The sequence below is a fragment of the Sulfurimonas sp. genome, assembly GCF_023228785.1.
GTDB lineage: Bacteria > Campylobacterota > Campylobacteria > Campylobacterales > Sulfurimonadaceae > Sulfurimonas.
Map to the genome: position 1 here is coordinate 1 of NZ_JALOAN010000021.1, position 26,676 is coordinate 26,676.

The window sequence follows — 26,676 nt, forward strand, 5'->3', positions numbered from 1 at the left end:
AATGATACTCTATGCCACCAATAAAGAGTTGATTACAACGCAGTATTCTAATCAAAGTGTGGTAAAAAGCACTTGAAATAGAATTATTTTCAAAATGAATTCTTGCATATTCACTACAAGATGGGTAGTATCTACAACTTCCAAAGCCAATGAGGGTAAAAAACTTCTGATAAACCCATAAAATTTTAAGTAAAATCTTTCTTATCATCTATTTGTTTCTTGAATACTTTTAGATTTTTGAAGGACTTTTATAAAGTCATTTTGTAGTTGTTTGTGGGATGCTTCATTGATAGCTATTTTTGCTACAAATATATAAGTAGCATCTTTGAGTGAGTCGGAATATTCGCAAAAAAGAGCTCTAAGTCTTCTCTTTGCTCTATTTCTTTTTACCGCATTACCAATTTTCTTAGTAGCGGTAAATCCAACACTGCGAAGATTTGCTTTTGGGAGAAAAAAAAGAACAAGGTTCGCAGAATGAACGCTTTTGCCCTTTTTATATATGTGCTGAAATTCTTTATGCTGCTTTAAGGTATAAAAACCGCCTAAACTGACAATTTTTTACGACCTTTTGCACGACGACGGTTTATTATGTTACGACCATTTTTAGTAGCCATTCTGTGTCTAAAACCATGAGTTCTTTTTCTAGGCGTACTATGAGGTTGGTATGTTCTTTTCACGACATATCCTTCTTTAAAATTAAGTTCGCAATGTTACATAAAAGTTACTTAAAGTGTGATTAAGGTTCATCTTACGGTCATTTAACATATAATTAACACTGATGTGATTATAATTGTCTATCAAAAATACAAACTACTATAATAAACACCTCAGCGGAGAATAAGTGAATTTTAATAAAAAACTACTAACTAGCGTATTTATAAGTCTATTACTTCTATCTTACTCTCTTTTTCTTAATATAAGAAGTATAGGTTTTACAGATGAGATATTAAATTCAACACACATAAAAGAACAATTATCTACCGAAATAGAAGCAAATTTGCAATCTCAAAAATATATGCTATATCTCTCTATAACTGCCATCGCTATTATGATCTTTACCTTATATAAGCTTCTCTGGCGATATATAGAGGCTAAAAAACAGCTTCTTCTTGGCAAAAAAAATGAAAAGCATCATAAAAACATGCACTCTAGACTTCTAAAATATAATAATGACTTAGAAAAAGAGATCTCTAAAAAAAGTGCTGAGTTAGAGTTAAATACTTATACTCATTTCTTAAGTGCCTTACCAAATAGAAATAGACTTTTACAAGATTCTAAAACCTACGAGTTTAAACAGATGGCACTCCTAAACATAGATAAGTTTCAAAAATTTAATGATGTTTATGGTGAAGATATAGGAAATGTTGCCCTCAAACTTAGTGCTGATTTTTTAAGCTCTAAGATCAATGATACTAGAACTTTTTTATACCACATTGGTGGAGATGAATTTGTTATTGCTGTGAAAAATTCTATCAAACTTAACAACACTCTGTTTATAAATAAAATTGAAGATATTTTAAACTGCTATAAGAGAGAGAGTTTTATCTATGAGGATAAGAAGTTCAACTTCATGATGAGTGCAGGTTTAGCATTTAGTGGCTCTAAAAAGATGATGGCTTATGCTGATATGGCACTAAAAGATGCAAAGAAGAGGAATGTTGGTATCTCTATCTTTAATGATGATAAAGAGCTAGAAAAACTTCACAAAGAAGATATGGAATGTCATGAGAAGCTTTCATTTGCACTTGAGAATGACAATGTTATATCTTACTTTCAACCCATCTCAGCTCTACAAGATGCTTCATTGGAGATAAAGTATGAATCTCTTGTTAGAATTAGAGATAAAGATGGAACTATTATCGCTCCTTTTAGATTTTTAGATGTTGCAAAACAAAATCGCATCTACTATAAGATTACAAAAGCTGTTATTAAAAATACTTTTGAAGCTATTATAAAGTATGACATACACTGTTCTATCAACATCTCAATGGAAGATATAGAAAATGATAGAACTTTAGAAATGTTATATAAAAAGTTTGATGAATTTGAGCATAATCATAACTTAACTATTGAACTGCTTGAGACTGAAGAGTTTAAAGATTACAAGAGAGTTTATGATTTTTGTATGAGAGTTCGTTCTTATGGCATAAAGATAGCTTTAGATGATTTTGGATCTGGTTATTCTAACTTCTCTCACGTTCTAAACTTGCCCATTGATTATATTAAGATAGATTCTTCACTCATCTCAAACATAGATAGAGATATAAACTCACAACTAATGGTCTCAACGATTGTCGGCTTAGCACATAAGCTAAAGATCCACACCATCGCAGAGTTTGTTTCATCTAAAGAGATCTTAGATGTTGTAAAGAGCTTAAATGTTGATTTTGCTCAGGGTTATTATATAGGTAAACCTCAAGAGATAAAGAAGCATATTCCTTATCTATTTGATTAAGAAGTCTTTTAGTGAGTCGCTACTAGACTGATCAAATGGTATCGTTGTATCAAAAAGTTTTTCATTTTGCCCAACATGACAATCTCTACAGCCTTGGATTACATCGTGTTCTCTAATATTTGGTTTGTTTATCTTAGACATTGGATGACATGAAAAACAGTCATCACCACATTCAGCCATTGAGTTTGGATCTGCAGAGTGGCAATTGATGCAAGTTAGCATCGGCTTGTGTCTCTCATCTTCATGTATAGTTGGCACTAGCTTTGGGTGACAAGTCATGCAGTCACCCGTACAAGCTAAAAGATTGAATGTTAATATCATAAAAACGAGTAAATATTTCATGCTTATAAATTCTCCACTCTTACCTCTATTTCACCATCTTTTATATCAAAATATACTTTTGAACCCTCACTCACTTTCCCCTCTAGTATTAGCTCTGCTAGTCTGTCTTCGACTATTTCATACAAAGCACGTTTAAGTGGTCTAGCTCCATAGACAGGATCAAATCCAGCTTCTGCAATATAGGCTTTTGCCTCGACACTTAGATAAAGTTCTATATCTCTTTGCTCAACTTTTTTGCGAATATCTTCAAAGAAAATATCAACTATACCTATGATTTGCTCTTTTGCAAGTGCGTTAAAGATAACAATATCATCAAGTCTATTTAAAAATTCTGGTTTAAATGCTTGTTTTAACTCACTCATAACCATAGTTTCTAGTTCTTTTGATGATGGATTGTTTATGATCTTATCACTTGCGATATTTGAAGTGAGGATGATAATAGTGTTACTAAAATCAACTGTAACTCCTTTGTTATCTGTAAGTCTTCCATCATCTAAGACTTGTAAGAGCATATTAAAAACATCTGGATGAGCTTTTTCTACCTCATCAAAAAGCACTACGCTATATGGCTTTCTTCTAACAGCCTCAGTAAGCTGACCGCCCTCTTCGTAGCCCACATACCCAGGAGCCGCTCCAACTAATCGTGATACTGCATGTTTTTCCATATACTCACTCATATCTATTCGTATAAGCGCATCTTCGCTATCAAACAAGAACTTTGCAAGTGATTTTGCTGTCTGAGTCTTACCAACTCCTGTTGGTCCTAAAAATAAAAAGCTACCAATTGGAGTATTTTCACTTGAGAGACCCGCTTTGTTTCTCTTAATGGCACGTGCTACTGCATGTGTAGCCCTCTCTTGCCCTACAACATCGCGGTTTAGCTCCTCTTCAACATTTAAGATCTTATCCTTATCTCCTTGGAGCATCTTGTTTACTGGGATCTTAGTCCATCTTGATATTATAGAAGCTATCGCCTCTTCATCAACACTATTTTTAAGAAGCGTTCCCTCTTCTTGCATTTTTGTCCACTTCTCATTTATCTTTTTTTCTTCTTCTAAAAGAGCTGGAATCTCTCCATACTCTATCTCTGCTGCACGGTTAAACTCAGAGTTAGACTTTGCAAGGTGTGCTTCTTTTCTCTTTTTCTCAATCTCATTTTTGATCTCAGAAATTCTTTCAAAAACCTCTTTTTCTGTAGCAAACTGAGCTTCAAGAGTTCTAACCTCTTCACCTACATCTGCTAACTCTTTTTCGATCTCTGTAAGTCTTTTTTCATTTGCAGGAGTCTTCTCCATCTTTAGAGCTTCTTTTTCTACATGAAGTTCTGAACTTCTTCTCTTTGCAGATCCAAGAGCATTTGGCTCAGACTCTATCTGCATCTTAAGCTCCGCTGCTGCTTCATCTATAAGGTCAATCGCCTTATCTGGTAGAAATCTATCAGCGATATATCTATCAGATAGTCTTGCCGCTGCAACTAACGCACTATCTGTGATCGTTACATTGTGGTGAGTCTCAAGTCTCTCTTTGATCCCTCTTAATATTTGAAGAGATTGATTGACCGTAGGCTCATCAAGGTTAATTGGTAAAAATCTTCTCTGTAATGCCATATCTTTTTCAAAATACTTTCTATACTCTTTTAGAGTTGTAGCACCAATAGTATGAAGTTCCCCACGAGCTAATGCAGGCTTTAGTATATTTGCAGCATCCATACTTCCCTCAGCTGCACCAGCACCAACTATTGTGTGAATCTCATCAATAAAAAGAATTACATTTCCACTCTTCTTAACCTCATCTATAACCGCTTTTAGTCTATCTTCAAACTCTCCTCTATATTTAGCACCTGCAATTAAAGCGCTCATATCAAGTGCTACAACTCTTTTGTTTTGAAGTGAAGTTGGAACTTTATTATCACTTATGCGTTGAGCTAAACCTTCAACTAAGGCAGTTTTACCAACTCCTGGTTCGCCTAGAAGCATAGGGTTGTTTTTTGTCTTTCGTATGAGGATCTGCATCATACGAGTGATCTCTTCATCTCGCCCAATTACAGGTGAGAGTTTGCCCTCTTTTGCCTCTGCTGTTAGATCTATGCCATATTTTGCTAAAGACTCTAACGTCTCATCTGAGCTTTGTGAGTCTATTTTAACTCCCTTTCTTGCAGCCTCTATAGTTTTCGCAAGTTCAGATACGTCAGTATATTTCTTTAATATACTAGCAAATGGCTCGTTTTTTAAATTTGCAAGTAAGTATGTATCTACCGCTAAGAACTGATCGCCATTTTTTGTCATAAGTCCAGCACCATTTTCTAATGATGAAACAAATTCTCTTCCTAGTTTAATATTTTCTTTTGTCACACTTGAAGATTTTGGAAGTTTTTCACTCATACTTCTAACATCTAGTTCTATCGCTGTTTTATCAATGTTCATCTTATTAAACATCTGGTTTAGTACTGAATTTGAGTTAGTTAGCATCGCCCAAAAAAAGTGCAAGCTGACAACTTCTTGATTTTTGTTGTGAAGGGCTAGTGATACTGAGGATTCTATCGCCTCTGTCATATTGTGTGTTAGTTTTTCAAAAATGTTGTTAGTGTTCATAAATTTCTCTCCTTGTTAAAGTGACAATATTATAGCAAGTTGAGCGTAACTATGTCAAGTCTATTTAGTCACTCCTTCTCAAAAAGCCATTTAGTAATAACTTAGCTATTTTATATTATAATCAAATTTATACTATTAAAATCTAAAGGATCTGTTTTGCCTACAATCTTAGAAGCAATTACTTCTCGCTCATCAAAAAGAGCATACCACTCAAAGAGTGTTCCCAAAGAGATTCAAGAAAAAATCTTAAAAGCCGCAAGTATGACGCCAAGTGGGGCAAATATGCAACCTTGGATAGTTTACGCCGTTAGTGATGAGGGTGTTTTAAAAAATATAGGTGATGCCATTATAAAGAAGATGGAAGCTGGGGTAAAACATGATCAATTTATTCAGTATTATCCAATTAAGTGGAAAAATCCTTACAAAAAGAGACGACTTGAGACTGGAGTTGGACTCTATACTCTGATGGATGTAGGCAGAAAAGATATAGAGATGAGAACTAAGATGTGGCATGATAACTTCAGATGGTTTGGTGCTTCAACTGTTTTTTTTGTATTTACCGATAAAGATCTTATAGACAATGCACAAGGTGCTCTAATAGACTGCGGAGCTTACTTACAAAGTCTTATGCTTTTAGCTCAAGAGTTTGGGCTTGACACTTGTCCACAAGGATCTACAACTGAGTTTGGAAGAGTTGTAGCGGATGTTTTGGATACTCATGAAAACCTAGCACTTTTATATAGTGTAGTTATCGGTTATGCAAAAGAAGATGCAAAAATAAACACATATCAGCCAGCAAGAGCAGATCTAGATGAGTATGTAACTTTTATATAAAACCTTTTTTCTTATACCTTGTGAGCATATTTTCATTACCGCTCACGCCACCACTATGAACATATAAAACCCTCTCTTTGGTTTGACTCAAAAGAGCCTCCCATAGAGAGGGAGCATACAACAAGTCAAATTCTATTCCTGTAGTAAGTAGTTTTTTATGCAGATCTATAAACTCTCTGTATGGCTTTGCAAAGTGATACTTCTTTTTAGACTCTAATATTATGAGATTATCTGGGATCTCATGCAAAGCTTGCATCTGAGATCTTAGATATATTGCATCTCCAATACAAGGTGTAGTATAAACTTTAAACTCTTTAAGAGCTAGTGCTAAAAAGAGTGCAGTTGTTCCAGTTCCAGATGGAGTAGCTATAGATCTAGTCTCTATAGAGGACTCCCTTATTTCCTTTGCTAAAACTTCTATACCCTCTCTAGCTTCAATTATAGCTCCACCTTGATGCACTATAAATTCACCCGCGTTTGTATTTAAAGAGAGTGAAGCTATATAGTTTTTGTAAAGTGATTCATCTATCTCTATGTGATTCATTCCCATCTCTATGGAGTGAAAATAATTCCCAATATCTAATGTTTTTTGAGTTTTGCTCTGTGGCTTAGTATAGTAGTCAAATTCCCAGCCTTTATTTTTGCACATTGCTGCTATTGCTAACATTGCGTTAGATTGAGTTCCACCGTAAGATATGATTTTGTTCAGTTTGTTTGGAGGAGTTTTTAGCAGTTTATAGAGCTTTCTATACTTGTTTCCTGCTAAGTATGGATCTATGAGGTCATCTCTTTTTATAAAAAACTCTCTGCCCTCTAGTTTTATCTTAGAGATGGCAGAGACATTCATAAAAAATTATTTTATTGTTGCTTTGTTTTTTAACTCTTTCATTTTATCTTCAACAACGACCTTAAATTTTTCCATCTTAAGTCTTTGTTCTATAAAAGATTTAACTTCTGTAAAAGATAGTACTTTTTTAGCTTTTTTATCTTCAAGGTATATAACATGGTAACCAAACTGTGTTTTTACAGGTTCAGAAATAGTCCCTTTTTTCATACTAAAAACTTTTGCATCAAACTCTGGAACCATTTGTCCTTGTGCAAAAAATCCAAGATCTCCACCTTTTGGTCCAGTAGGTCCTGTGGATTTTTCTTTTGCAAGTTCTATAAATTTATTTTTTAGAGCTTCGCCTGAGAGTGATTTTAGCTCTTTTTCTATTGCTTTTGCTTCACTCTCTTCTTTTACTAAGATGTGACGAGCATGAACACTACTTTTCTCATTAAACTCTTCTTTGTTGTTGTCATAGTAGTTTTTTAAATCTTTATCAGAAACACTAACTTTGTCAAACTGTTGCTTTTGCCAAACTTGGATAGCTAAGTCTTTTTTAACTCTCTCTTGAACTTTTTCGTACTCTTCTTTAAAATCTTTACTCTTTAAAACACCTGTCTTTTGAGCATCTTCGTAAACTAACTCTTTTGCTATAAGCTGTTCTAGCACTTGTTTTCTAAACTCTGCTTGTTTATCAGCTGGAACTTGGTTAAATCTACCTTGAGTAGCATTCATAAGAGCAGTATCAACATCTTCTTGAGTGATATTAGTTCCATTTACTGAAACTAGTGTTGTGGCACACGCTAGAGAGCTTGCGAGAAGCAGAGTTGTAACTATTTTAGTCATTTTGTTCATTAGTATTCCTATAGTGTTATGTCTTTTAAAATTCAATTTAATTCATTTTTTGTGTTAACTTCAAAAAATCATCTAAATCTGTTTTAGACAAAAAGTTTATACGCATTATACTAACCATTATTAAACAAAAGTGATTTTTGGTTTATATCGCAAATTTAAGTACACTTAGCCTTATGAAAAAAGCAACTAAAAAAGAGATAGAGCAGATCCACGAACTCTTTATACAAAAGTATAGTGATGCAGTGACTGAGCTAGACTATAGAAACGCTTACGAGTTAGTTATTGCCGTCGCTCTATCAGCACAATGCACCGATAAGAGAGTAAATCTCATAACGCCAGATCTATTTAAAAAGTATCCAAGTCCAAAGGAGTTGGCTCTTGCATCTCTAGATGATGTAAAAGAACTCATCAAGAGTTGTTCGTTTTTTAATAACAAGGCAAAAAATATCATAGCAATGGCTTCAAGAGTTGTTGAAGTTTATGGCGGGGAGATCCCGATGAATGAAAAAGATCTCAAAACACTTGGAGGGGTTGGACAAAAAACTGCAAATGTTGTGATGATAGAGTACACTGGTGCAAACTTAATGGCAGTTGATACTCATGTCTTTAGAGTCTCTCATAGATTAGGGCTTAGTGATGATAAAACTGCTTCAAAAACAGAGGCAACGCTTGTAAGAAAGTTTAAAAACAACCTCCAAGCACTTCATCAAGGAATGGTACTTTTTGGTCGCTATATTTGTAAGGCTCAAAACCCAAAATGCGATGAGTGTTTTTTAACTGAGTTTTGTAAAACAAAAGAGACTTTTAAAGTTTAAAGTATTTGGTATAACAAATGCTTTATAAAAGATATGATGAAACCTATACTATTAATATTCTCAACACTTTTACTAACTGGATGCATGAACAAACACGGTATTTCAGCAAAATACTATAGCGATTGTAAAGAGTACTACGACTTACAAGGTTACTACCATAAAGAGTGTGGCGAGGATGATATAGTAACCTACAAAGCCATAGGTGAAACAGGTGGAAAAGTTATAGATGTGTGGACAGGTAGAGAAGAAAAACCTAAGGGTAATGTTTGGTAGATTTATTTTATAGCTATAAAAGTCGCAAAATTTGCCCAGCGAAAAACAACCTCGCAATGTTTAAAACCACAATTTTTAGCCATCTTTATGTTTTCATCCTCACTGTAAGGAACTAAGACATTCTCTAGTGCCTCTCTTTTTTGAACTATCTCATACTCTGAGTAACCCTGCTCTTTTTTATAATCATAGTAACACTCTATGAGATCTTTGTTTAGTTTTGAGTCATGGCTTATAACTTTTTCGCTAAAGATAAAGATACCATCAGAACTAAGAGAGAGGTTTATTTTTTTAACCAACTCTTCTCTAACTAACGGGCGAATAAACTGCAGAGTATAGTTACTTATAAAAACATCTGCTTGTTCATAGTTATATTCCAAAATGTCCGCATTTTCTAGCTCAATTTTCGCTCCAAAGGCTTGTGCTTTTTTTCTAGCTTGTTCTAGCATCGCTTCTGAGTTGTCAAGTCCTACGAGTCTTGCCTCATTTTCTAGATCTTTTGAGATACTAATAAGTAAAGATCCAGTTGAAGATCCAAGATCATAAACCACAGAGTCTTTTTTTATACTCTTTAGTGCAAAAAATTTTGTAATCTTTTGTGACTCCTCGTAAAAAGGAACACTTCTCTTTAACATATCGTCAAAGACTGCAGCAACTTCTTCATCAAACTCAAAATGCTTTTTTATGGGTTTTGTAAATACTTTATCATTCATAATGAAAGTTTAGCTAAACTTTTAGAACTATTTCAATTTATAGGGTGATTTTATGGAACTAAGTACTTCCTCGTGGATGTTAATATTTTTTGTGGCACTGCTTATTGTTAGCATTTGGAAGATCTATGCTTTTTTGCCAAATAAACCATTAGTAGATGATGACACAACAAAAGAGTCCCAAGAGGAGCTTTTAAAAGTTATCTTAAAAGTCATTAAAGAGAGTCAAGGTGAGTTAAGTCGTGAAGAACTTTTTGCAAATATAAAAGAAGATGAAACTTTTGATGAGAAGAAATTTTGGAGATTTAACCAAAATAGACTAAACCAACTACTCAGCCACTATCATTTAGAAAATCCACATACTAAAAACATAGCAGATATATACAAAGACTTAAAGGACTAAAACCTTTAAGTCAAATGTTCTTAGTTTCTATCTATTGCATTTAGATCTTTAAATGCTTCTTCAACACGACTTACTAGTGTCTCTTGTCCGGCTCTTAACCATTTTCTAGGATCATAGTATTTTTTATTTGGTTTGTCTTCGCCTTCTGGATTGCCTATCTGAGCTTGTAGATAGTCATTGTACTTTTCTACATAAGCCTTTGTACCAGCCCATAATGCCCACTGAGTATCTGTGTCAATATTCATCTTAATAACACCATAACTTATAGCTTCACTTATCTCTGAAGGAGCTGAGCCTGAACCACCATGAAAGACAAAGTTTACAGGCTTAACAGATGTGCCAAACTTCTCTTGTATATGCTTTTGAGAGTTATCTAAAATCTTTGGAGTTAGTTGTACATTTCCTGGTTTGTAAACACCATGAACATTTCCAAAAGATGCAGCTATTGTAAAGTGTGGAGATATTTTGCTCAACTCCTCATACGCGTAAGCAACTTCTTGTGGTTGTGTATATAAAAGAGAGTTATCAACGCTTGTGTTATCTACTCCATCTTCTTCTCCTCCAGTTACACCCAACTCTATCTCGATGCTCATACCAATTTTGCTCATTCTTTGTAGGTAAGCTTTAGATATAGAGATATTTTCTTCTATTGTCTCTTCTGAGAGATCTAGCATATGTGATGAGTAGAGTGGTTTGCCAGCATGTTTGAAGTGTTTCTCACCAGCATCAAGGAGTCCATCTATCCAAGGAAGAAGTTTTTTTGCAGCATGATCAGTATGAAGTATTACAGCCACACCATAAACCTCAGCCATCATGTGAACATACTTTGCTCCAGCTACAGAGCCAGCAATCGCGGCTTTCTCTCCTTCGTTACTAAGACCTTTTCCTGCAAAGTAAGATGCTCCGCCATTACTAAACTGTATAATTACAGGCGATTTTACTTTCGCTGCAGCTTCTAAAACTCCGTTAATGGAGTCTGTTGAGACAACATTTACAGCGGGAATTGCAAATCCTATCTCCTTTGCCATGTTATAAACTTTTTGTACATCATCTCCAAAAAGAACACCTGGTTTTACGATATCTAATATGCCTTTGCTCATTACACTTCCTAAATTTTGATTGTTGATGTGATTATAATATAAGCTTTATTTGAAATAACTTTCTTGTAATGTTTTTATGCTAAAATAGCTAAAATTTTTAGTTTTACATATTTCACTTAAATTTAACACAAATTTACACTCAATTTTTCACAATAAGGACATTAGATGAGACTATCTATAGATGAATATTCAAAAAGATTTAAAATGTCAAAAGAGATGATAAGCTCTAAACTAAGAGAGAAAAGGCTCGACTATATTATTGAAGATTCTACAACTTATATCTTAGTGGATGATGCTCTTTTAGCTAATGAGCCAGAAAAAGAGATTTTACAAACACAAATTATCTCAAAGGCCATAACAAAGCCAAAAACAACAGTTGCGACTGTAATAGCACTCTACCAAAGAGAAAATGCCCAACTAAAACAAAAAATCATCCAACTTGAAGAGAAGATAGATGGTCTTATCGATGATAAAGAGCAGATGTTGCGTGATGAGATGCACAAAATAGAGCAACTCTATAACAAAAAAGATGAGCAATTAAAAAATATCTTAGAACTTGTAAATGCAAAGATGATGCAAGATCAACGAGACAATACTATACATGAGGTTCAAACTCTTCAAAACAATAAGCAAGAAGAAAAACGAGACTCTGATGTAGTTGAACTAAAAGAGTATTTAAAGAGCCTAAACCTTAGATCTTATCAACGAAAAGTAATTAAAAGAAGATTTTTGTCTGTTTATGACAATGATATAAGAGTACTCCAGCAAGATGGAAAGTTATATTTAGATTTTTCAAAATATGATTATAGTGATCTTCTCTCATACTAGAAGACAAGGTAATTTATGAGTCAAGAAACAATAAAGAGTATTAAAACAAAAAATATCAAAGCTGCAATGAATAGCTTTGCAACCCAAAATCTTACTCCATTAAATGAGTGTGATTTTGAGATAATAAAAACAGCAACATATATAAAAACAAATGCTGATGATAGTTTTAGACTCTTTAATGAAAATCTTTATGAACACTTTAAAGATGAAGAATCAATCTTAAACAATCGCTTAGAACTCAAACAAATTCATACAATACTCCCAAGTATACTAACTGAAGTAGTCGTAAAACTAAACTATACCTTAGAGTTCACTCAGCATAAGACTCATCCAAAGATTATCTTGCATCCAGATTCACATATATTTTATAAAAGTCGCAAACCTAGTGAGACTTATATTCTATTGGTTAAAGAGTTTAACAAGATAAAAGCCAAAAATAATATCATAATAGATCTCTTTGATGAGAGTATGTTAAAGACACTAAAATCATTTATTAAACATCTTTATCAAGGTAAGTTTGTAAAAAAAGTGCGCATACCTCTTTTTGATGGGATTGAGCCAAATGTTGCAAAAGCTGGAAAGCTTATCCTGTGGTTTGAACAAAAAGATCTGCTTAGAAAACAAAAAGTTATAGAAGTAGAGACCAATGAAGTCTTAGCAGAGTACAAAAAACCAAGCTATTCAAAGAGTGGCTTCAACTCTCTTGGTGAACATATAGATGGCGATTATTCTAATAGCTATGATGACTTACAAACTCCGATCGATGAAGAGAGTATCTATATAGAAGAAGATGATCACAAAAAACTCTATAAAAGTAAATTTAAAGGCTTTGTTGTACTAAATGATAAAATCTTTGGCGTTAACAACAAACTAAAGATGAAAAAACTCTCAAGAATCGAGAGTAGCATCTCTAAACAAGAAGACAATAACATAGAAGTTGTTGTCTCTCAGAGTGATACTACTAAAGATAGTATTGGCGAGGGAGTCACACTTAAGAGCGAAAAAATTCATGTTAATGGACATATCGGAGCAAATAGCATCCTAGAAGCTCTAACTCTGCAGATAGATGGAGCTACACATAAAGACTCTATGCAATTTGCAAAGAGTGCTAAGATAAACAGACATAAAGGAAATCTAAGATGTCATAATGCACAGATAGCACTACTTGAAGGTGGAATAGTTAATGCCACAAATGTAGAGATAGAATCTTGCCTTGGTGGGACTATTTATGCTCAAAATGTAAAAATTGGACATGTAAAGAGCAACTTAAAAGTATATGCAAGCCAATCAATTGAGATTAACCTTGTTAGCGGAGAAGATAATCTCTTTAAAATTAACTATAAAGACATTCCCATACTTAACTCAAAAGTAGAGCTTTTAAATGAAGATATCAACAAACTAAAGGATGAGTTAGAAGATGCAAAAAGACACAACATCTCTAAAGTCCAAAAGATACAATATGATATAAAACTCTTAAGAGATGAGATTGTAACTATTCAAAATTCTGCTCTAAGAGCTACAATAACCATTCATAAGCCTCTAAAAGGACTAAACTCTATAGTGTTTACCTTAGCAAATTCTCAAGAATTAGTTTATAAAACAGATGCTAGGAGTTATAAACCCTTTTATTTAAGTATTCAAGACGATAAAATAACTCTAGAGCCTGTTAAAAAATCAATCTCTCTTTAAAAAATTCAAAAATACACACTTTTTAAAATAATCTCTTATATCTCTATATTTTTTTATAAATAAGATACGGTAATCCGTATATAATATATAATTAAACTTATGTTAAATATATTATTTAGCATATTAAACAATATATATAACATATATAACACAATTTATACTATAATATTATATAATAAATGTATATTTAAGTATAAAATCCGTATAATTTTCCATGCAAATTTATGATCTATTTAACATTCTTCATAACTCCTTAGAGTCAAAAAACAATGGTAAAAAAATATCCTTAAAAGATATGGCTGCTTCACTAGGGATACCTATGCGTACATATCAAGACTGGAAACTTGGACGTGCAAAACCTCAAGCCGCTAGTATTGTGATGAAGATGTTAGGTAAATTGGATGATGATGAAATCATTAGAGCTGTTAGAAAAATAAACAAATTACACGAGGAATGATAAATGGGCGCATTAACAAAGCAGGAAAGAGACTCTCTAGAAGACATATTTCTCTCCATTGGCAAAAGCGATGATAAATACTCCAGATTGAAGCAATATACTTCAATAAACATATCAAAAAACATAAGCTTTAACGCCTCTAGGCTACTAAGAATGGCTAAATTAGGAATCAAAGAGTCAAAATTATCGCAATTTATCACACTTTTTGGTAAAAAGAAGAAAAATTTAAGCAAATAAACTATAAAGTATCCATAGCTGAATTATTTAAGCAGAAGTATTTGTGGTGCTTATGCTAAATAATATCGGAAATCTTTATGAATCTAAGGGTAAATATATGAATAAAGCTCAATTTGTTGAATTAGTACAATCATGTGGTGAGTACAAAACTAAGGTTGAAGCAGAAGCTGCAATCAAGGCGTTTACAGAAGCTGTAACAGTAGCGTTAGTAAAAAAAGAAGATGTTTCTTTAGTTGGTTTTGGTAGTTTTGCTGCAAGCCTACAAAAAGGTAAAAGTGGTAAAGTTCCAGGAACTGATAAAACTTATACAACTCAGGACAAAATGGTTCCTAAGTTTAAAGCTGGCAAAGGTCTAAAAGACCGTGTTGCTGCTGGCAAGTAACTTCTTAAAACTCATTGCTTTTTAGCGATGAGTTTTTCAATAAATGAATATAATTTCACTTTTCTCCACTTTTAAAAAAAAACAACAAACTTTAAAACTTCCCGACTCACTACTTATAAGACAACTAAAAGAAATTAGCAAAAAAAATGATCTTAGCCTATACAAAAACATAACGATCTACCATCATGCAAAAGAGTATTTTATTCCACTTTTAATTTTAGATAAAAAAAGAGGAATATTTCTTTTTGAGTATAAAGAGTGGTCATATGATGACCTCAAAAACTCTACAGTTTCAAAAGCTTCTCATCAAGATTCAAATGCACAAAGCATTGCCTATGAAAAAACACATGAATTTATAAGACAAAAATTTAACGAACTCACACATAAAGATGGTGTGCCTATCTACAACTATCTTTTGATGCAAAACCTAAACAGTGACGAGTATGAACATCTAAATAGTTCATTTAGGGAACTGTTACCTTTAAATAAAATTTTATTTAATGACTCAGATGAAGAACAGATTATTCAAAAGCTAAATGATGTCCCATGCTTAAAAACTCCCATATTAAAAGAAGCCGACATTATGGGCAATCTCTTAGTACAGTATCTCATACTCTCTAAAGATAAAAGTCTAAATCTAGCCACCTCATCACAGATAGAATTTATAGAAACAGATCTAAAAAAACTCATAACACTAAATGGCGTTGCTTCTTCTGGTAAAACAAGTTCCATACTATTAAAGTCAATTTTAGAAATTTTAAAAAATCCAAAATTAAAAATTATCATTATAGAACCAACAAGATTAGCTTGTGATTTGCTAAAACAAAAACTCTTAAACATCATAGAATATGCGATCATTGAGATAGATTTAAATTCTATAGAAATTATCACCCCATTAGACCTGCTAAACAGACATCTTAGTAAGCTCAATAAACCAAAACTAGAACTTGTTTTACATATCAATGAAAAGTTGATGAAAAAGAGTTTTAAAGCAGCAGATCTAATCATATGCGATGACACAAAAATTTTGCCCTTAGAATTTATAGACTATCTAATACATATACAAAAAAAATCTCTCTTAATTTTAGTCAATGCCGATAGTAAAAGAGAATCCAATTTTATTTTAAAAGATAATTTTAAAACAACTAAAGCAGAAGTTATATTTAAAAGAGCAAATCAACACGCAAAATCTCTTCAAATCATCTCAACCCTTCTAGAAGAGTACGAATCAAAAGATATTTTAATCATAAGTGATAATTTGAGCAAAAAAAAGCTTCTAGATGATCTTGATGGTTTTGTTGAAGAACGGGTTATCGCAGTTGACAGTTCGTTGAGTTTAATTTCTCAAGATTTAAATGGACTACTTTTATGCTCATATTCTGACATTGCTTCAATGAACTCCAAGATAGTTATACTTATGGATATAGAAGACACCTCTTTAAATCAGCTAGAATATGCTGCCACTTTGGCACAAAAAACTCTCTTTATTCTTCATGAAAAAGAGTGTCAAAATATCAAAATATTAAAGGAAAAATATGAGTAAGATCTTACTTTTGCTTATGCTGATGCTAAGCTTAAATCTAAGTGCCAATGAGAAAAAAGAGAGTGTAATCTTAGAGACTACACAGGGAAATATCGAGCTAATTATGTTTAGAGATATCGCACCTCTAGCTGTAGAGAACTTTACCACACATGTAAAAAATGGTTACTACAATGGTATAGCCTTTCACAGAATCATCAAAAACTTTATGATTCAAGGTGGAGATCCAACTGAGAGTGGTCGTGGTGGAGAGAGCATCTGGGGCAAAGACTTCAAAGATGAGTATAAAAACAAAACATTTGACAAGGCAGGAATACTCGCAATGGCAAATGCTGGTCCTCACACAAATGGAAGTCAGTTTTTTATAACAACCACAAAAACTCCTTGGTTAAATGGAAGACACACAATCTTTGGTGAAGTGACAGAAGAGTCAATGTTGACTATTAAAAAACTAAATAATGTAGCGACTTTAGGTTCAAGCGGTGCAGACAGACCTATAGAGCGTCAAGAGATTCTAAAAGCATATATGAAATAAATTTCTAATCCCCATATAACCCAAATCAAGGTATAATTTCCAAATTATATTTATGAGGTTATGATGGAAATTTCAACTTTTAAAAAGCTAGAAAAAACTGCGCTTAAAAAGAGCGGAACTGATTTTACAAGACTAGGTTTCGCACTATTTTTTATGATAGGAGTTTTAACTTTTAGTTTTCTAAGCAATGGTGGAATTTCAAACAATATGTTTTTAGCAGTTGCTGCACTTATCGGTGCATATATGGCTATGAATATTGGTGCAAATGATGTAGCTAATAATGTAGGTCCTGCTGTTGGTTCAAAAGCACTAACACTAACTACTGCTATTCTTATTGCAGCTGTTTTTGAAGCTGCTGGAGCTTTGATCGCCGGTGGAGAAGTTGTAAATACCATTAAAAGTGGAATTATAGATATCACTGCTTTTGGAGGCAATGCCGATCCATTTATTTGGGCGATGATGGCAGCTCTTTTAGCGGCAGCTCTTTGGCTTAACTTTGCCACTATGATGCGCGCACCAGTTTCAACAACACACTCTGTAGTTGGAGGCGTTATGGGGGCTGGTATCGCTGCTGCTGGTTTTTCTATAGTCTCTTGGAGCACTATGGCAAAAATCGCTGCATCATGGATAATCTCACCAATTATGGGTGGAGTTATCGCAGCTCTTTTTCTTTTTGCTATAAAAAAAACCATAGTCTTTAAAGAAGATAAGATTTTATCTGCAAAAAAATATGTTCCTGTATTTGTATCTATTATGGCATGGGCTTTTGTAACATACCTGATTATAAAAGGCTTTAAACAAATATGGCCACAAACTGTTGAGTTTTTAAACCTTATACCTCTTGTTTCTATAGAGATGAGTGACAAACCTGCTATGTCTGTTGCATTTACACTAGGTTTAATAACTGCTGTAATTGTTTATTTCATCGTTAAGCAAAGAGTTGGTTCAAATACTACTGTACTTGAAAATACAAAAGCATCCGTAAATACACTCTTTACAATCCCTTTAATCTTTTCAGCCGCACTTTTAAGTTTTGCTCACGGTGCAAACGATGTTGCAAATGCAATCGGTCCATTAGCAGCGATTAACGATGCAGTTATAAATGGTGGAATAACTTCTGATGCTTCTATTCCTTTGTGGGTAATGGCAGTTGGTGCTCTAGGTATTGCTCTAGGTCTTGCTCTTTATGGTCCACAACTTATCAAAACTGTTGGAAGTGAGATCACAGAGCTTGACCAAATCAGAGCGTTCTCAATTGCTATGGCAGCATCAATTACAGTCATAATTGCTTCTCAACTAGGGCTTCCTGTTAGTTCAACTCACATCGCGATTGGTGGTGTTTTTGGTGTTGGCTTTTTAAGAGAGTGGATGCACTTAAATACTGTGGATAGGACTATAGAAGATGATAAACAAAGTATTATTGAAGATAGAGAAGTTCTCAATGCTCTAAATGCAGAGCTCTTAACCCTAGAGGCAAAAGAGGGCAAGATTCAAGAGGACTATGAAAGGATTGTAGATCTTTACAAAAACATAGCTATAGAAAAAACACAGATTAAATCTACAAAAAAGAGTATCAAACAAGCTAAAAAGATAGAGTATGTAAAAAGAGAAGCTATCAAAAAGATCATTACTGCATGGGTTATAACTGTTCCAGCAGCAGGAGTTTTAGCGGCTATGTTGTTTTTTATGATAAAAGGGATTATGGTTTAAGAAAGCAAGGGTTGAAAAATCTCAACCCTTAAAAGATATTCTTTTTAAGTTCTATAGTCTGCGTTTATTTTGACATATTCATATCCTAAATCACAACCATAAGCTTTAAAACTGCCCTCACCTACTCCTAGATCACAAGAAATAGTGAATTTTTTATGCCCCATAACTATTGCACACTTTTTTTCCATTTCTGAGTCGAAATTTAGTGTGCCTCTATCATATACACAAAGATTATCAAATGAGATCTTTAGCTTCTCTTCATAAGCCTCAACTCCACTCGCTCCAACTGTAGAAGCTATTCTTCCCCAGTTTGGATCTTCTCCAAAAAGAGCGGTTTTTACTAAGAGTGAATCACTAAGAGTTTTCGCAACTATCTCAGCTTCTTTGTCACTTTTTGCACCTGTAATATTATAAGTTACAAGCTTTGTAGCCCCTTCTCCATCTCTTACCATCTCTAGAGCTAAAAAATGCATCACTTTAAAAAGAGCTTCTCTAAAAGCTTCTTTGTTATAAGCACCGCTTCTAGAGTTACTTAGAAGTAAAACAGTATCATTTGTAGAGGTATCACCATCAACACTTATAGCGTTAAAAGTTGTCTTTGTAACAAGATCTAAAATCTCTTGCATCTCCTGTTTTGAGACTTTGGCATCAGTTGTTATAAAGCATAGCATAGTAGCCATTGCAGGGTTTATCATCCCTGCACCTTTTGCCATTGCACCAATACTAAAGCTACTGCCATCATCAAGGGTAACTTTTAGGGCTATCTCTTTTGAAAATGAGTCAGTTGTCATAATAGCTTTTGCAGCGTTGCTTGGATTTTTATTTGAGATCTCAAAAAGCTTCATGCCATTTATAATTTTCTCTTTTGGAAGCCTCGCACCTATTACACCAGTTGAGCTCATTATAGGATTTAGCATATCTTGGCAATTGCTTAGAACTTCGTCTATATCATCAATCCCAGCTTGGCCAGTCATTGCATTTGCGTTTCTTGAGTTAATAAGTACAAAGTTAGTCTTAAAATCACCCTTAGATCTGAAATGTTTTATAGGAGCTGCAAACATCTTATTTGTAGTAAATACTGATGCTACTTCACACTCGCTATCACTATAGATAAATGCCATGTCAAGTGCGTTATTTTTTTTAAGCCCTGCACTTATTCCATCAGCAAAAAATCCATCTGCCGCACAGACTCCATCAGTTGCTTGAACTATATTATACAAATCTCAATTCCTTTGGCTTAGTTCTCTTTCTAAGCAGCTCTTTTGTAGTAGTAATATCACTCTGTATACCAATAATAAGGAGTTTACACTCACTTGTAATGAGTACATCACCTTTTGGCATGGAGATAAATTTACCATCTTTTTTTGTTATTCCAATAACTGAAGTATTAGTAATTTGGCGAATATGTGTTTCTTTTATCTTCTTTAAAACTGCCCAGCTATACTTTGGAACTTCAACTTCTTCCATATCTAGTGGATTATCACTCTTATATAAAAACTCTTCTAAAAGGTTCTCCATATCAGGGCGAGCTGCCATTGCGCTAACTCTTTGAGCAGTTAGTTTTGTAGGAGATACTACTGTATCAGCTCCAAGTTTTTTGAGCTTTTCAACATCGTTCATAGCTTCTGCAGCAGAGATTACATAGTATGGTCGTGGCAAAAAATGCTCTTTTTCAAAAAGTCTTACAGAAGCTATAAGGGCGATGTTATCAGCGATAGATGCAGATAGAGTTATCAATCCTTTTGCAGATGCTAGGTGTGCTTTTAACATCGAGAGTTCAGCGTGTGGCTCTGCTTTTAAGTAAGTTTGATAATTATGTTCTATTGCCCATTCGTGGATCTCTTCTCTTGGATCAACAACAACAAAAGGTATATGATTTTTTCTTAACTGTTTAGTGACTTCAAGAGTATAATCATTATGATAACAAACAACAAAATGTTTTTTTAGTCTTGCTATCTTATATAACATTTTTCTCTCCTTTAAGATCTTAAAAATAGTACCTCTATTTAACTCAGTTGCCATGATACCTATAGCACTAGTAAATATAGCAAAACCAGCAATAATAAGTGTTATAGTAAATATTCTTCCAGCATTAGAGATTTCAAAAACCTCCCCAAAACCAACCGTAGTGAATGTTATGCCTGTCTGATAAATAGCATCCATAAGAGATACTTTTTCTAAAAGTAAATAACCTATGGTTCCAATCAACATTGTTATGATTGTTAAAATAAGAGGTAGACGAAATTTTCTTAGATGAGGATAAACTTCAGGAAGAAGTTTTGCTTGAGGTTTGGGAGCAGACTCCCAATGTAGGAAGTTGCGAATCCTTTGTAAAAGATTCAACTTATTTTCCTATGCTCTTACGAGTTTTTCTTTAACGTGCGTAATTCTCTTGCAGAAATTTTAATCTTTTTTGTTGTACCATCTTCTAATGTGATACGCACTGATCTTAAGTTTAATAAAAAACGACGCTTTGTTCTGTTTTTTGCATGAGAAACATTGTTCCCAGTCATAGGGCCTTTGCCGCTAATAGCACATCTTCTTGCCATGCTAGAATCCTTAATTTTAGGTTTTTAAAAGTTGCGAATTATATCAATGTAAAGCAAAACTTCAGCTTAAAGGTAACTCTATCTTTAGCAAACAATGCACAAGTGGACTTAATAGCTATTTTATAAAGATAAAGATAAAATGTAATAAAATTATAACAAAAATGAAGAGAAAATGATAACAAAAGACAAAATTGATGAGTATATAGATAAGATCCCACCTACTCCCAAAGCATTAAAAGATACGCTCTCACTCTTAAATGATGGGCAACTCATAAAAGCTTCAAAGATTGCTCAGACAGATTTGGCTCTTTCAAAATATCTTAAAAATTTAGTAAATAAACCTATTTATGGCTTCTCACACGAAGTAAAAGATATTTCACAAATTTTTGGCATCTTGGGTGTTTCTGGTTCACAACAAACCGTCTATAACTATATGACCACACTTTTAAGCCCTGCAAAATGGCTACTTTTTGGGCTCAATACCAAATCATTCCATGAACTCCAAGCAAGACTCTCAAAAAGATGGGAGTTAATTTTAAAACATCTTGACATTGAAGATAAAAATTTAATAAGTTCCATCACTATACTTCCAGCTAGCATCATAGTCTCAGAAGCCCTTTTTAGCCAAAAAGTAGAAGATGTAAAACTTCTAAGATCTACTAAAAACCTTGACTATAACACTATTTTAACTCGTCTTTGTGGAATGGGTTTGTTTGATATTTGTGAGCAGATTACTATTAAGTGGGAGATGCCAAAAGAGATAGGCGAGCTCATTCAGGCAAGTTCTGGCTTAAAGCCTTCTTGTGATGAACAAATCAACTTACTTGCAAAATGGATGCATCTACTTCTTTTTTATGAACTTTCACAACCTATCTTTGTAGAGGCAGGTTTAAATGATTTTGTTGATTTTCAAGTAGATTTTGTAAGTGATATTTATGATGATTTTGCCAAACTTATGGAGATAGGATGAGAGCAGTAGTAAAAAATGGTGTAGGAGTCTTTACTCCTCAAGGTTTTTTAGATGGAAACAGCAGTAGCTCTTTTTTAAGCATAGATGACATTGAAGCTACCGCAGCACTAGAGGTTGATATGATTTTAGTCTCACTAAAAAGAGTTATATTTTTCAACAAAAATGGACTTGATATTTTTATGAAACTTTTCTCAAAAGTGAGGCAAAAAAATCATGCAACAGTTGGTTTTTGTGACTACGATGAGAAAAAATATAGAGCTATTAATGTCTTTTATCAAGATAAAATGTACTTCTCTTTATATAAGACTATAGAGATTGCATATCTTTTTTCTTCTTCTTTTCAAAACCAAAATAAAAATGTTTTACTCTACAGTGAAGATAGGTCTCAACGCTCAGCAATGGCTATAGAGCTTCATGACAATGGACACAATCCAATTATTGCCCAAACAAGCCAAGAATTTAAAGAAAAATCATCTAACAAAGACGCCTATGATGCTATAGCTGACTTGACATATTTGGGGCAAATGGGGCAAAAAATAGCTACAAGAGTTACAGGTAATGCCATCATCTACTCTATCTCTTCATATTTAGATGCAGAGATTTCAAATAAATTCAATATTCAGTATCATAATAACTCTCTAAATGTCGGCTTTAGACTCTTTGTATTTGATGCTTATAAAGTTATAAGTATGAATGTTCATGCACTGAATTTCTTCTCAAAACTTGCAAGTTCTGCGGCTGAGTATAACGCTAGTATCTGTTTTGTAGGTATGGACTTTGAAAAGACTACAGAGACTTTTAAAGATACCCTTGAAGATGCCGGTATTTTATTTTATGAGCAGATGGATGATATCTTAAAAAATAAAGAACTTCTCCAAGAGCTTGGAGCATCAAGCGCAGCAAATACAAAAATTAAAAGAGTTATAAATAAACAGACTGTGACTGAGTTACCAAGGTTTATAGATGCAACCGTTGTGACTATTGAGATGATGACAAACTCTAAAGCTATCAAACAATCAGCCGAAGTTCAAGCCATAACCATAAAAGACAAAACAGACAAAATTGCGAGCTCTATTGGTTACTATGGAGATTTAGATGGAATGGTCATCTTAGTCTTTCCAAAAGGCATTGCTAAAAAAGCTTGTGAGCTTCTTATAGGGGAAAATACCGATGATGTAGAACTTATCTTAGACACATTAGCGGAGCTTGTTAATATTGTGGGCGGAAAGATTAAAACACTCCTCTCAGATCAAAATATTAGTGTAGACATAACTCTTCCTCGCACTTATAATGATGTTGATAGTCTCTTAGAGGTAATTCAAGATAGAAAAGGTGTTCAAGTTGAGCTATCTTTTAATGATGATAAATTTCTCTTTTTCTTAACTAGATAAAAGTTTGCATCTGTATAATTACAAAATTAAACCCTCTGAATCAATCTATAAACTAGATTCCGTGTCAAGCACGGAATGACGAAACATGTGTCATCCTGAACTTGATTCAGGATCCAAACTTAATAATTGTTCAGAGCATTTAATTAAAATGAGAGTTTAGCTCTCATCTATATAAGGAATATTTATGTTAGTAGCCCCTAGTGTTTTGTCTGCCGATTTTGGCAACTTACAAAGAGATATAGAAGATATATGCTCTAGCGGATGTGATTTAGTTCATGTAGATGTTATGGATGGTCACTTTGTACCAAACCTAACTATCGGGCCTGTTGTGGTATCGGCTATTGCTGCGTGTGCTACAAAACCTCTAGATATTCATCTTATGGTTGAGAACAATACTTTTTTTGTTGAACTTTTTGCTCCACTAAAACCAAAATATATATCCTTTCATATAGAAGAAGAAAAGCACCCCCACAGACTCATCCAAAAGATTCGCTCATTAGGTATAAAGCCTGCGATAGTGTTAAACCCACACACTCCACCAGAATCATTAGAATACATCTTAAAAGATTTGGATATGGTTCTGCTTATGAGCGTAAACCCTGGATTTGGTGGTCAAAGTTTTATAGAGAGCGTGTTACCTAAAGCTGCTAAATTAAATGAGATGAGAAATAGACTAAATCCAGCTTGTGTTATTGAAGTTGATGGTGGGGTTAGTGATAAAAATATACAGAGCTTAAAAGATGTCGGTGTAGATATTGTAGTAGCTGGAAGTTATGTTTTTAATCATGTCTCAAAAAAAGATGCAATAGCTTCACTAAAAGTTTAAAATGAAAACTAAAATTTGCGGAATAACTTCTTATATAGATGCAATAAATGCCATAGAAGCGGGAGCTGATGCTTTGGGTTTTGTCTTTTATGAAAAATCTCCTAGATATATCTCACCATCTCAGGCTAAAGAGATTATCTCAAAACTTCCTCCTTTTGTTGAGAAAGTTGGTCTCTTTGTAAATGTTGATGCACAAGTTATAAACTCCTATATGCAAGAATCTGGATGCACTCTAGCTCAGATCCACTTTGAAGCCCAAGATTCACTCTACGAACAACTTTTTGTCCCCTTTATAAAAGTCATAAGAGCTAAAAGTGCACAAGATCTACTAAAGTATAGTGATGAGTATAGACTTGTAGATGCATATTGTGAAAGTTATGGTGGATCTGGTAAAAGACTAAATATTGAGTGGTTTGACGAGCTTGATTGTTCTAAAATCATCTTAGCTGGTGGACTAGATGCATCTAATGTAGCCTCACTCAAAAAGTATGGTTTTTATGGGATTGATGTTAGTAGCTCAGTTGAGATATCATATGGTAAGAAAAATAGAAAAAAAGTAAGAGAGTTTATAGCCAATGCTCACTAATGATTTTACACTAGATGCTAAAAGTATCCAAAGACTCTCCAACAAAGGACTAGCACAAGAGCATTTAAGGTCTCAAATAGTTGATAAAGAATTGGATTTATATTTAGAACTTTGGCACTCTCAAGGTTTGGAAATTATAAAACATCATGGATCTTACTATTTCTCTACAAGATTTGCCTCTATTGCTGATGGAGAGTTTTGTATAGTTGATATTGAGACAAACGGCTCAAAAATAGATAAACATCAGATCATAGAGATAGCAGCTCTTAAGATAAAAGATGGGAAAGTTATAGATAGATTTGAATCTCTTGTAAAATGCAAAGAGATAAATGTACATATAACTCAGATAACTGGTATCTGCGCTGAAGATACAAAAGATGCACCACCATTAAAAGATGTACTTTACAAATTTAAAGCTTTTTTAGCTAACTCTATCTTTGTGGCACACGATGTGAAATTTGATTATAGTTTTGTATCTCTTAGTTTGCAAAAGATAGGGCTAGAACCTCTTTTAAATCGTTCTTTATGTTCATTAGCACTTGCTCAAAGAACTATAGTCTCTTACAGATATGCGCTTTCATACCTAAATGATACATTCCAACTAAATCCAGATGCAACTCATCACAGAGCTATGAGCGATGTTAAAACTACTTACGAGTTATTTAAACTCTCGCTAGAGAGTATCAAAAAGAGAGATAAAGATGTTAAGAGTGTTGAGAATCTTATAAAGTTTTCTAAAGATGCTAAAAGATTAAAAAGACCAAAATTTGACCCTCTTTTGTTAGAGAACCAAGAAGAAGAAAAAGAAGAGGTTAAAAAAGAAGATTCAGCTTACTCTGCGTAAGCTCCGATACCTGTTAGTTTTTCATATCTAGCTTGAAGTCTATCTTCTTTGCTCATCTCTTTTAAAGATTTAACACTAGATAAAAAATAATCAGCAATAGCAGCAGCTGCGCTTTCTTTATCTCTGTGAGCACCAATAAGTGGCTCATCAATAATGTCATCTATAAGACCTAATTTTTTTAAGTCTCCACTTGTGATTTTCATTGCATTTGTAGCAGCTTCGGCTTTTTTAGGATCATTCCAAAGAATTGCTGAACAGCCCTCAGGCGAAATAACACTAAAAACAGAGTAACGCATCATAGCAAATCTATCAGCTACTCCAATAGCCAAAGCTCCACCACTTCCACCCTCTCCTATGACTATAGAGACACTTTGGGTATCAAGTTCTGAGAGTTCTAGTAGGTTTCTGGCGATTGCCTCACTCTGGTTTCTCTCTTCAGCCCCAAGACCTGGATATGCGCCTGGAGTATCTACCAACATCAAAAGAGGAAGTTTAAACTTTTCTGCTAATTTCGCAGCGCGAAGAGCTTTTCTATAACCTTCAGGATGAGGCATACCAAAGTTTCTTCTTATCTTGTTTTTAGTTCCACGACCTTTTTGTTCTCCAATAACCACAACTTTTTCATCACCAATATAACCGATGTAGCATAAAATTGCAGCATCATCACGAAAGTGTCTATCTCCATGGATCTCATACTTATCACGCATTATTAGGTTGATATAGTCAAGCGCATAAGGTCTATCTATATGACGGGCAAGTTGAAGTTGTTGAAAAGGAGTTAAGTTACTAAAAGTTTTATTAACTTCCTTATCAAGATTTGCTTGAAGTTTTTCTACTTCGATCTCATCATGACGAACACGAGCAGAGATTATATCTTCTTGAATAAATTTGATTTTATATTCAAAATCTAAATATGTTGCCATTACGAGTC

Annotated in this window: 31 protein-coding genes; 18 read left to right on the forward strand and 13 right to left on the reverse strand. The window is 33.7% G+C overall.

Going from position 1 to position 26,676, the window contains the following annotated elements; all coding sequences use genetic code 11:
• The 3 genes from yidD to rpmH form a co-directional block, all read right to left on the reverse strand.
• The coding region (gene yidD, locus M0Q24_RS06775; protein ID WP_295048745.1) for a membrane protein insertion efficiency factor YidD at positions 1-208 on the reverse strand (208 nt) is incomplete at its 3' end.
• Positions 205-555, reverse strand: a complete 351-nt coding sequence (rnpA, locus tag M0Q24_RS06780; RefSeq protein ID WP_295048824.1) for a ribonuclease P protein component — start codon at positions 553-555, stop codon at positions 205-207. The genes yidD and rnpA, both read right to left, overlap by 4 nt.
• Complete coding sequence (gene rpmH, locus M0Q24_RS06785) at positions 543-677, reverse strand: 50S ribosomal protein L34 (RefSeq protein ID WP_021287024.1); 135 nt, start codon at positions 675-677, stop codon at positions 543-545. The genes rnpA and rpmH overlap by 13 nt, the downstream gene beginning before the upstream one ends.
• 164 nt (positions 678-841) lie before the next feature.
• Here rpmH and M0Q24_RS06790 point away from each other — a divergent pair, with 164 nt between their 5' ends.
• A complete protein-coding gene (locus M0Q24_RS06790; protein WP_295048747.1) occupies positions 842-2,455 on the forward strand; it encodes an EAL domain-containing protein in 1,614 nt (537 codons plus the stop codon).
• On the opposite strand, the gene M0Q24_RS06795 is transcribed toward M0Q24_RS06790, so the two are convergent.
• Together M0Q24_RS06795 and M0Q24_RS06800 are read right to left on the reverse strand one after the other, a co-directional pair.
• Complete coding sequence (locus M0Q24_RS06795) at positions 2,444-2,797, reverse strand: hypothetical protein (protein ID WP_295048749.1); 354 nt, start codon at positions 2,795-2,797, stop codon at positions 2,444-2,446. The two genes, M0Q24_RS06790 and M0Q24_RS06795, sit on opposite strands and share 12 nt — an antisense overlap.
• A 2-nt stretch (positions 2,798-2,799) precedes the next feature.
• Complete coding sequence (locus M0Q24_RS06800; RefSeq protein ID WP_295048751.1) at positions 2,800-5,388, reverse strand: AAA family ATPase; 2,589 nt, start codon at positions 5,386-5,388, stop codon at positions 2,800-2,802.
• A 156-nt stretch (positions 5,389-5,544) separates the two neighbouring features.
• Between M0Q24_RS06800 and M0Q24_RS06805 the strand changes: the two genes are divergently transcribed.
• Entirely contained in the window at positions 5,545-6,222 is a 678-nt protein-coding gene (locus M0Q24_RS06805) for a nitroreductase (RefSeq protein ID WP_295048753.1), read from the forward strand.
• Here the strand turns inward: M0Q24_RS06805 and M0Q24_RS06810 are convergent.
• Together M0Q24_RS06810 and M0Q24_RS06815 are read right to left on the reverse strand one after the other, a co-directional pair.
• Entirely contained in the window at positions 6,215-7,069 is an 855-nt protein-coding gene (locus M0Q24_RS06810) for a 1-aminocyclopropane-1-carboxylate deaminase (RefSeq protein WP_295048755.1), read from the reverse strand. The genes M0Q24_RS06805 and M0Q24_RS06810 overlap by 8 nt on opposite strands.
• A 6-nt stretch (positions 7,070-7,075) precedes the next feature.
• A complete protein-coding gene (locus M0Q24_RS06815) occupies positions 7,076-7,903 on the reverse strand; it encodes a peptidylprolyl isomerase (protein ID WP_295048757.1) in 828 nt (275 codons plus the stop codon).
• Positions 7,904-8,076: 173 nt separating this feature from the next.
• On the opposite strand from M0Q24_RS06815, the gene nth reads away from it, so the two are divergent.
• Positions 8,077-8,718, forward strand: coding sequence for an endonuclease III (gene nth / locus M0Q24_RS06820; RefSeq protein WP_295048759.1), 642 nt, complete (start codon positions 8,077-8,079; stop codon positions 8,716-8,718).
• Between the two features lie 36 nt (positions 8,719-8,754).
• Positions 8,755-8,991: a hypothetical protein gene (locus tag M0Q24_RS06825; protein WP_295048761.1), complete on the forward strand. Its 237-nt coding sequence runs from the start codon at positions 8,755-8,757 to the stop codon at positions 8,989-8,991.
• Between the two features lie 2 nt (positions 8,992-8,993).
• Here the strand turns inward: M0Q24_RS06825 and cmoA are convergent, their stop codons facing one another.
• Positions 8,994-9,701 (reverse strand): carboxy-S-adenosyl-L-methionine synthase CmoA, encoded by a 708-nt coding sequence (gene cmoA, locus M0Q24_RS06830; protein ID WP_295048763.1) that lies wholly within the window; start codon positions 9,699-9,701, stop codon positions 8,994-8,996.
• Positions 9,702-9,753: 52 nt separating this feature from the next.
• Between cmoA and M0Q24_RS06835 the strand changes: the two genes are divergently transcribed.
• Positions 9,754-10,101 (forward strand): hypothetical protein, encoded by a 348-nt coding sequence (locus M0Q24_RS06835; RefSeq protein WP_295048765.1) that lies wholly within the window; start codon positions 9,754-9,756, stop codon positions 10,099-10,101.
• A 20-nt stretch (positions 10,102-10,121) separates the two neighbouring features.
• Here M0Q24_RS06835 and fbaA read toward each other — a convergent pair whose 3' ends face one another.
• Complete coding sequence (gene fbaA / locus M0Q24_RS06840; RefSeq protein WP_295048767.1) at positions 10,122-11,201, reverse strand: class II fructose-bisphosphate aldolase; 1,080 nt, start codon at positions 11,199-11,201, stop codon at positions 10,122-10,124.
• A gap of 165 nt (positions 11,202-11,366) precedes the next feature.
• Here fbaA and M0Q24_RS06845 point away from each other — a divergent pair, with 165 nt between their 5' ends.
• The 8 genes from M0Q24_RS06845 (at position 11,367) to M0Q24_RS06880 (ending at position 18,579) form a co-directional block, all read left to right on the forward strand.
• Entirely contained in the window at positions 11,367-12,029 is a 663-nt protein-coding gene (locus tag M0Q24_RS06845; RefSeq protein ID WP_295048768.1) for a hypothetical protein, read from the forward strand.
• Between the two features lie 15 nt (positions 12,030-12,044).
• Entirely contained in the window at positions 12,045-13,718 is a 1,674-nt protein-coding gene (locus M0Q24_RS06850) for a flagellar assembly protein A (RefSeq protein WP_295048770.1), read from the forward strand.
• Positions 13,719-13,932: 214 nt separating this feature from the next.
• Entirely contained in the window at positions 13,933-14,175 is a 243-nt protein-coding gene (locus M0Q24_RS06855; RefSeq protein ID WP_295048772.1) for an XRE family transcriptional regulator, read from the forward strand.
• A 3-nt stretch (positions 14,176-14,178) separates the two neighbouring features.
• Positions 14,179-14,412 (forward strand): hypothetical protein, encoded by a 234-nt coding sequence (locus M0Q24_RS06860; RefSeq protein ID WP_295048774.1) that lies wholly within the window; start codon positions 14,179-14,181, stop codon positions 14,410-14,412.
• A gap of 97 nt (positions 14,413-14,509) precedes the next feature.
• Positions 14,510-14,794 carry an HU family DNA-binding protein gene (locus M0Q24_RS06865; RefSeq protein WP_021287008.1) on the forward strand — a complete coding sequence of 95 codons (285 nt, stop codon included), beginning with the start codon at positions 14,510-14,512 and terminating at the stop codon, positions 14,792-14,794.
• A gap of 43 nt (positions 14,795-14,837) precedes the next feature.
• The gene (locus M0Q24_RS06870; protein ID WP_295048777.1) at positions 14,838-16,337 is read left to right on the forward strand and encodes a hypothetical protein; all 1,500 of its coding nucleotides are present in this window, start codon (positions 14,838-14,840) and stop codon (positions 16,335-16,337) included.
• Positions 16,330-16,869, forward strand: a complete 540-nt coding sequence (locus M0Q24_RS06875) for a peptidylprolyl isomerase (RefSeq protein WP_295048779.1) — start codon at positions 16,330-16,332, stop codon at positions 16,867-16,869. Before M0Q24_RS06870 ends, M0Q24_RS06875 begins: the two co-directional genes overlap by 8 nt.
• Positions 16,870-16,932: 63 nt before the next feature.
• On the forward strand, positions 16,933-18,579 hold the full coding sequence (locus tag M0Q24_RS06880) for an inorganic phosphate transporter (RefSeq protein WP_295048781.1): 1,647 nt from the start codon (positions 16,933-16,935) through the stop codon (positions 18,577-18,579).
• Positions 18,580-18,623: 44 nt separating this feature from the next.
• On the opposite strand, the gene argJ is transcribed toward M0Q24_RS06880, so the two are convergent.
• The 3 genes from argJ to rpmB are packed head-to-tail and all read right to left on the reverse strand — an operon-like array spanning position 18,624 to position 21,128.
• Positions 18,624-19,799 carry a bifunctional glutamate N-acetyltransferase/amino-acid acetyltransferase ArgJ gene (argJ, locus tag M0Q24_RS06885; RefSeq protein ID WP_295048784.1) on the reverse strand — a complete coding sequence of 392 codons (1,176 nt, stop codon included), beginning with the start codon at positions 19,797-19,799 and terminating at the stop codon, positions 18,624-18,626.
• Positions 19,792-20,922, reverse strand: coding sequence for a TrkA family potassium uptake protein (locus M0Q24_RS06890; RefSeq protein WP_295048786.1), 1,131 nt, complete (start codon positions 20,920-20,922; stop codon positions 19,792-19,794). The genes argJ and M0Q24_RS06890 overlap by 8 nt, the downstream gene beginning before the upstream one ends.
• Positions 20,923-20,939: 17 nt before the next feature.
• Positions 20,940-21,128, reverse strand: a complete 189-nt coding sequence (gene rpmB, locus M0Q24_RS06895; protein WP_295048788.1) for a 50S ribosomal protein L28 — start codon at positions 21,126-21,128, stop codon at positions 20,940-20,942.
• 172 nt (positions 21,129-21,300) lie between these two features.
• On the opposite strand from rpmB, the gene M0Q24_RS06900 reads away from it, so the two are divergent.
• The 5 genes from M0Q24_RS06900 to M0Q24_RS06920 all read left to right on the forward strand — a co-directional run bounded on the left by M0Q24_RS06900 (position 21,301) and on the right by M0Q24_RS06920 (position 25,745).
• The gene (locus tag M0Q24_RS06900; protein ID WP_295048790.1) at positions 21,301-22,098 is read left to right on the forward strand and encodes an HDOD domain-containing protein; all 798 of its coding nucleotides are present in this window, start codon (positions 21,301-21,303) and stop codon (positions 22,096-22,098) included.
• A complete protein-coding gene (locus tag M0Q24_RS06905; protein ID WP_295048792.1) occupies positions 22,095-23,489 on the forward strand; it encodes a chemotaxis protein CheX in 1,395 nt (464 codons plus the stop codon). The genes M0Q24_RS06900 and M0Q24_RS06905 overlap by 4 nt, the downstream gene beginning before the upstream one ends.
• A 184-nt stretch (positions 23,490-23,673) precedes the next feature.
• Positions 23,674-24,315, forward strand: coding sequence for a ribulose-phosphate 3-epimerase (gene rpe / locus M0Q24_RS06910; protein ID WP_295048794.1), 642 nt, complete (start codon positions 23,674-23,676; stop codon positions 24,313-24,315).
• A gap of 1 nt (position 24,316) precedes the next feature.
• Complete coding sequence (locus M0Q24_RS06915) at positions 24,317-24,901, forward strand: phosphoribosylanthranilate isomerase (RefSeq protein ID WP_295048796.1); 585 nt, start codon at positions 24,317-24,319, stop codon at positions 24,899-24,901.
• Positions 24,891-25,745 carry a 3'-5' exonuclease gene (locus M0Q24_RS06920; protein ID WP_295048797.1) on the forward strand — a complete coding sequence of 285 codons (855 nt, stop codon included), beginning with the start codon at positions 24,891-24,893 and terminating at the stop codon, positions 25,743-25,745. The genes M0Q24_RS06915 and M0Q24_RS06920 overlap by 11 nt, the downstream gene beginning before the upstream one ends.
• Here the strand turns inward: M0Q24_RS06920 and accA are convergent.
• Positions 25,733-26,668 carry an acetyl-CoA carboxylase carboxyl transferase subunit alpha gene (gene accA / locus M0Q24_RS06925; protein ID WP_295048799.1) on the reverse strand — a complete coding sequence of 312 codons (936 nt, stop codon included), beginning with the start codon at positions 26,666-26,668 and terminating at the stop codon, positions 25,733-25,735. The genes M0Q24_RS06920 and accA overlap by 13 nt on opposite strands.
• Positions 26,669-26,676 lie beyond the last annotated feature (8 nt).

Coding starts and splice junctions, on each gene's coding strand:
- M0Q24_RS06870 (WP_295048777.1), top strand. CDS start 14,838: ATGAATATAATTTCACTTTTCTCCACTTTTAAAAAAAAACAACAAACT.
- nth (WP_295048759.1), top strand. CDS start 8,077: ATGAAAAAAGCAACTAAAAAAGAGATAGAGCAGATCCACGAACTCTTT.
- accA (WP_295048799.1), bottom strand. CDS start 26,668: ATGGCAACATATTTAGATTTTGAATATAAAATCAAATTTATTCAAGAA.
- M0Q24_RS06845 (WP_295048768.1), top strand. CDS start 11,367: ATGAGACTATCTATAGATGAATATTCAAAAAGATTTAAAATGTCAAAA.
- M0Q24_RS06920 (WP_295048797.1), top strand. CDS start 24,891: ATGCTCACTAATGATTTTACACTAGATGCTAAAAGTATCCAAAGACTC.
- M0Q24_RS06865 (WP_021287008.1), top strand. CDS start 14,510: ATGAATAAAGCTCAATTTGTTGAATTAGTACAATCATGTGGTGAGTAC.
- M0Q24_RS06835 (WP_295048765.1), top strand. CDS start 9,754: ATGGAACTAAGTACTTCCTCGTGGATGTTAATATTTTTTGTGGCACTG.
- M0Q24_RS06825 (WP_295048761.1), top strand. CDS start 8,755: ATGAAACCTATACTATTAATATTCTCAACACTTTTACTAACTGGATGC.
- M0Q24_RS06900 (WP_295048790.1), top strand. CDS start 21,301: ATGATAACAAAAGACAAAATTGATGAGTATATAGATAAGATCCCACCT.
- M0Q24_RS06880 (WP_295048781.1), top strand. CDS start 16,933: ATGGAAATTTCAACTTTTAAAAAGCTAGAAAAAACTGCGCTTAAAAAG.
- rpmB (WP_295048788.1), bottom strand. CDS start 21,128: ATGGCAAGAAGATGTGCTATTAGCGGCAAAGGCCCTATGACTGGGAAC.
- M0Q24_RS06810 (WP_295048755.1), bottom strand. CDS start 7,069: ATGAATGTCTCTGCCATCTCTAAGATAAAACTAGAGGGCAGAGAGTTT.
- M0Q24_RS06815 (WP_295048757.1), bottom strand. CDS start 7,903: ATGAACAAAATGACTAAAATAGTTACAACTCTGCTTCTCGCAAGCTCT.
- M0Q24_RS06855 (WP_295048772.1), top strand. CDS start 13,933: ATGCAAATTTATGATCTATTTAACATTCTTCATAACTCCTTAGAGTCA.
- rpe (WP_295048794.1), top strand. CDS start 23,674: ATGTTAGTAGCCCCTAGTGTTTTGTCTGCCGATTTTGGCAACTTACAA.
- M0Q24_RS06905 (WP_295048792.1), top strand. CDS start 22,095: ATGAGAGCAGTAGTAAAAAATGGTGTAGGAGTCTTTACTCCTCAAGGT.
- M0Q24_RS06915 (WP_295048796.1), top strand. CDS start 24,317: ATGAAAACTAAAATTTGCGGAATAACTTCTTATATAGATGCAATAAAT.
- M0Q24_RS06795 (WP_295048749.1), bottom strand. CDS start 2,797: ATGAAATATTTACTCGTTTTTATGATATTAACATTCAATCTTTTAGCT.
- cmoA (WP_295048763.1), bottom strand. CDS start 9,701: ATGAATGATAAAGTATTTACAAAACCCATAAAAAAGCATTTTGAGTTT.
- M0Q24_RS06850 (WP_295048770.1), top strand. CDS start 12,045: ATGAGTCAAGAAACAATAAAGAGTATTAAAACAAAAAATATCAAAGCT.
- M0Q24_RS06800 (WP_295048751.1), bottom strand. CDS start 5,388: ATGAACACTAACAACATTTTTGAAAAACTAACACACAATATGACAGAG.
- fbaA (WP_295048767.1), bottom strand. CDS start 11,201: ATGAGCAAAGGCATATTAGATATCGTAAAACCAGGTGTTCTTTTTGGA.
- M0Q24_RS06875 (WP_295048779.1), top strand. CDS start 16,330: ATGAGTAAGATCTTACTTTTGCTTATGCTGATGCTAAGCTTAAATCTA.
- M0Q24_RS06860 (WP_295048774.1), top strand. CDS start 14,179: ATGGGCGCATTAACAAAGCAGGAAAGAGACTCTCTAGAAGACATATTT.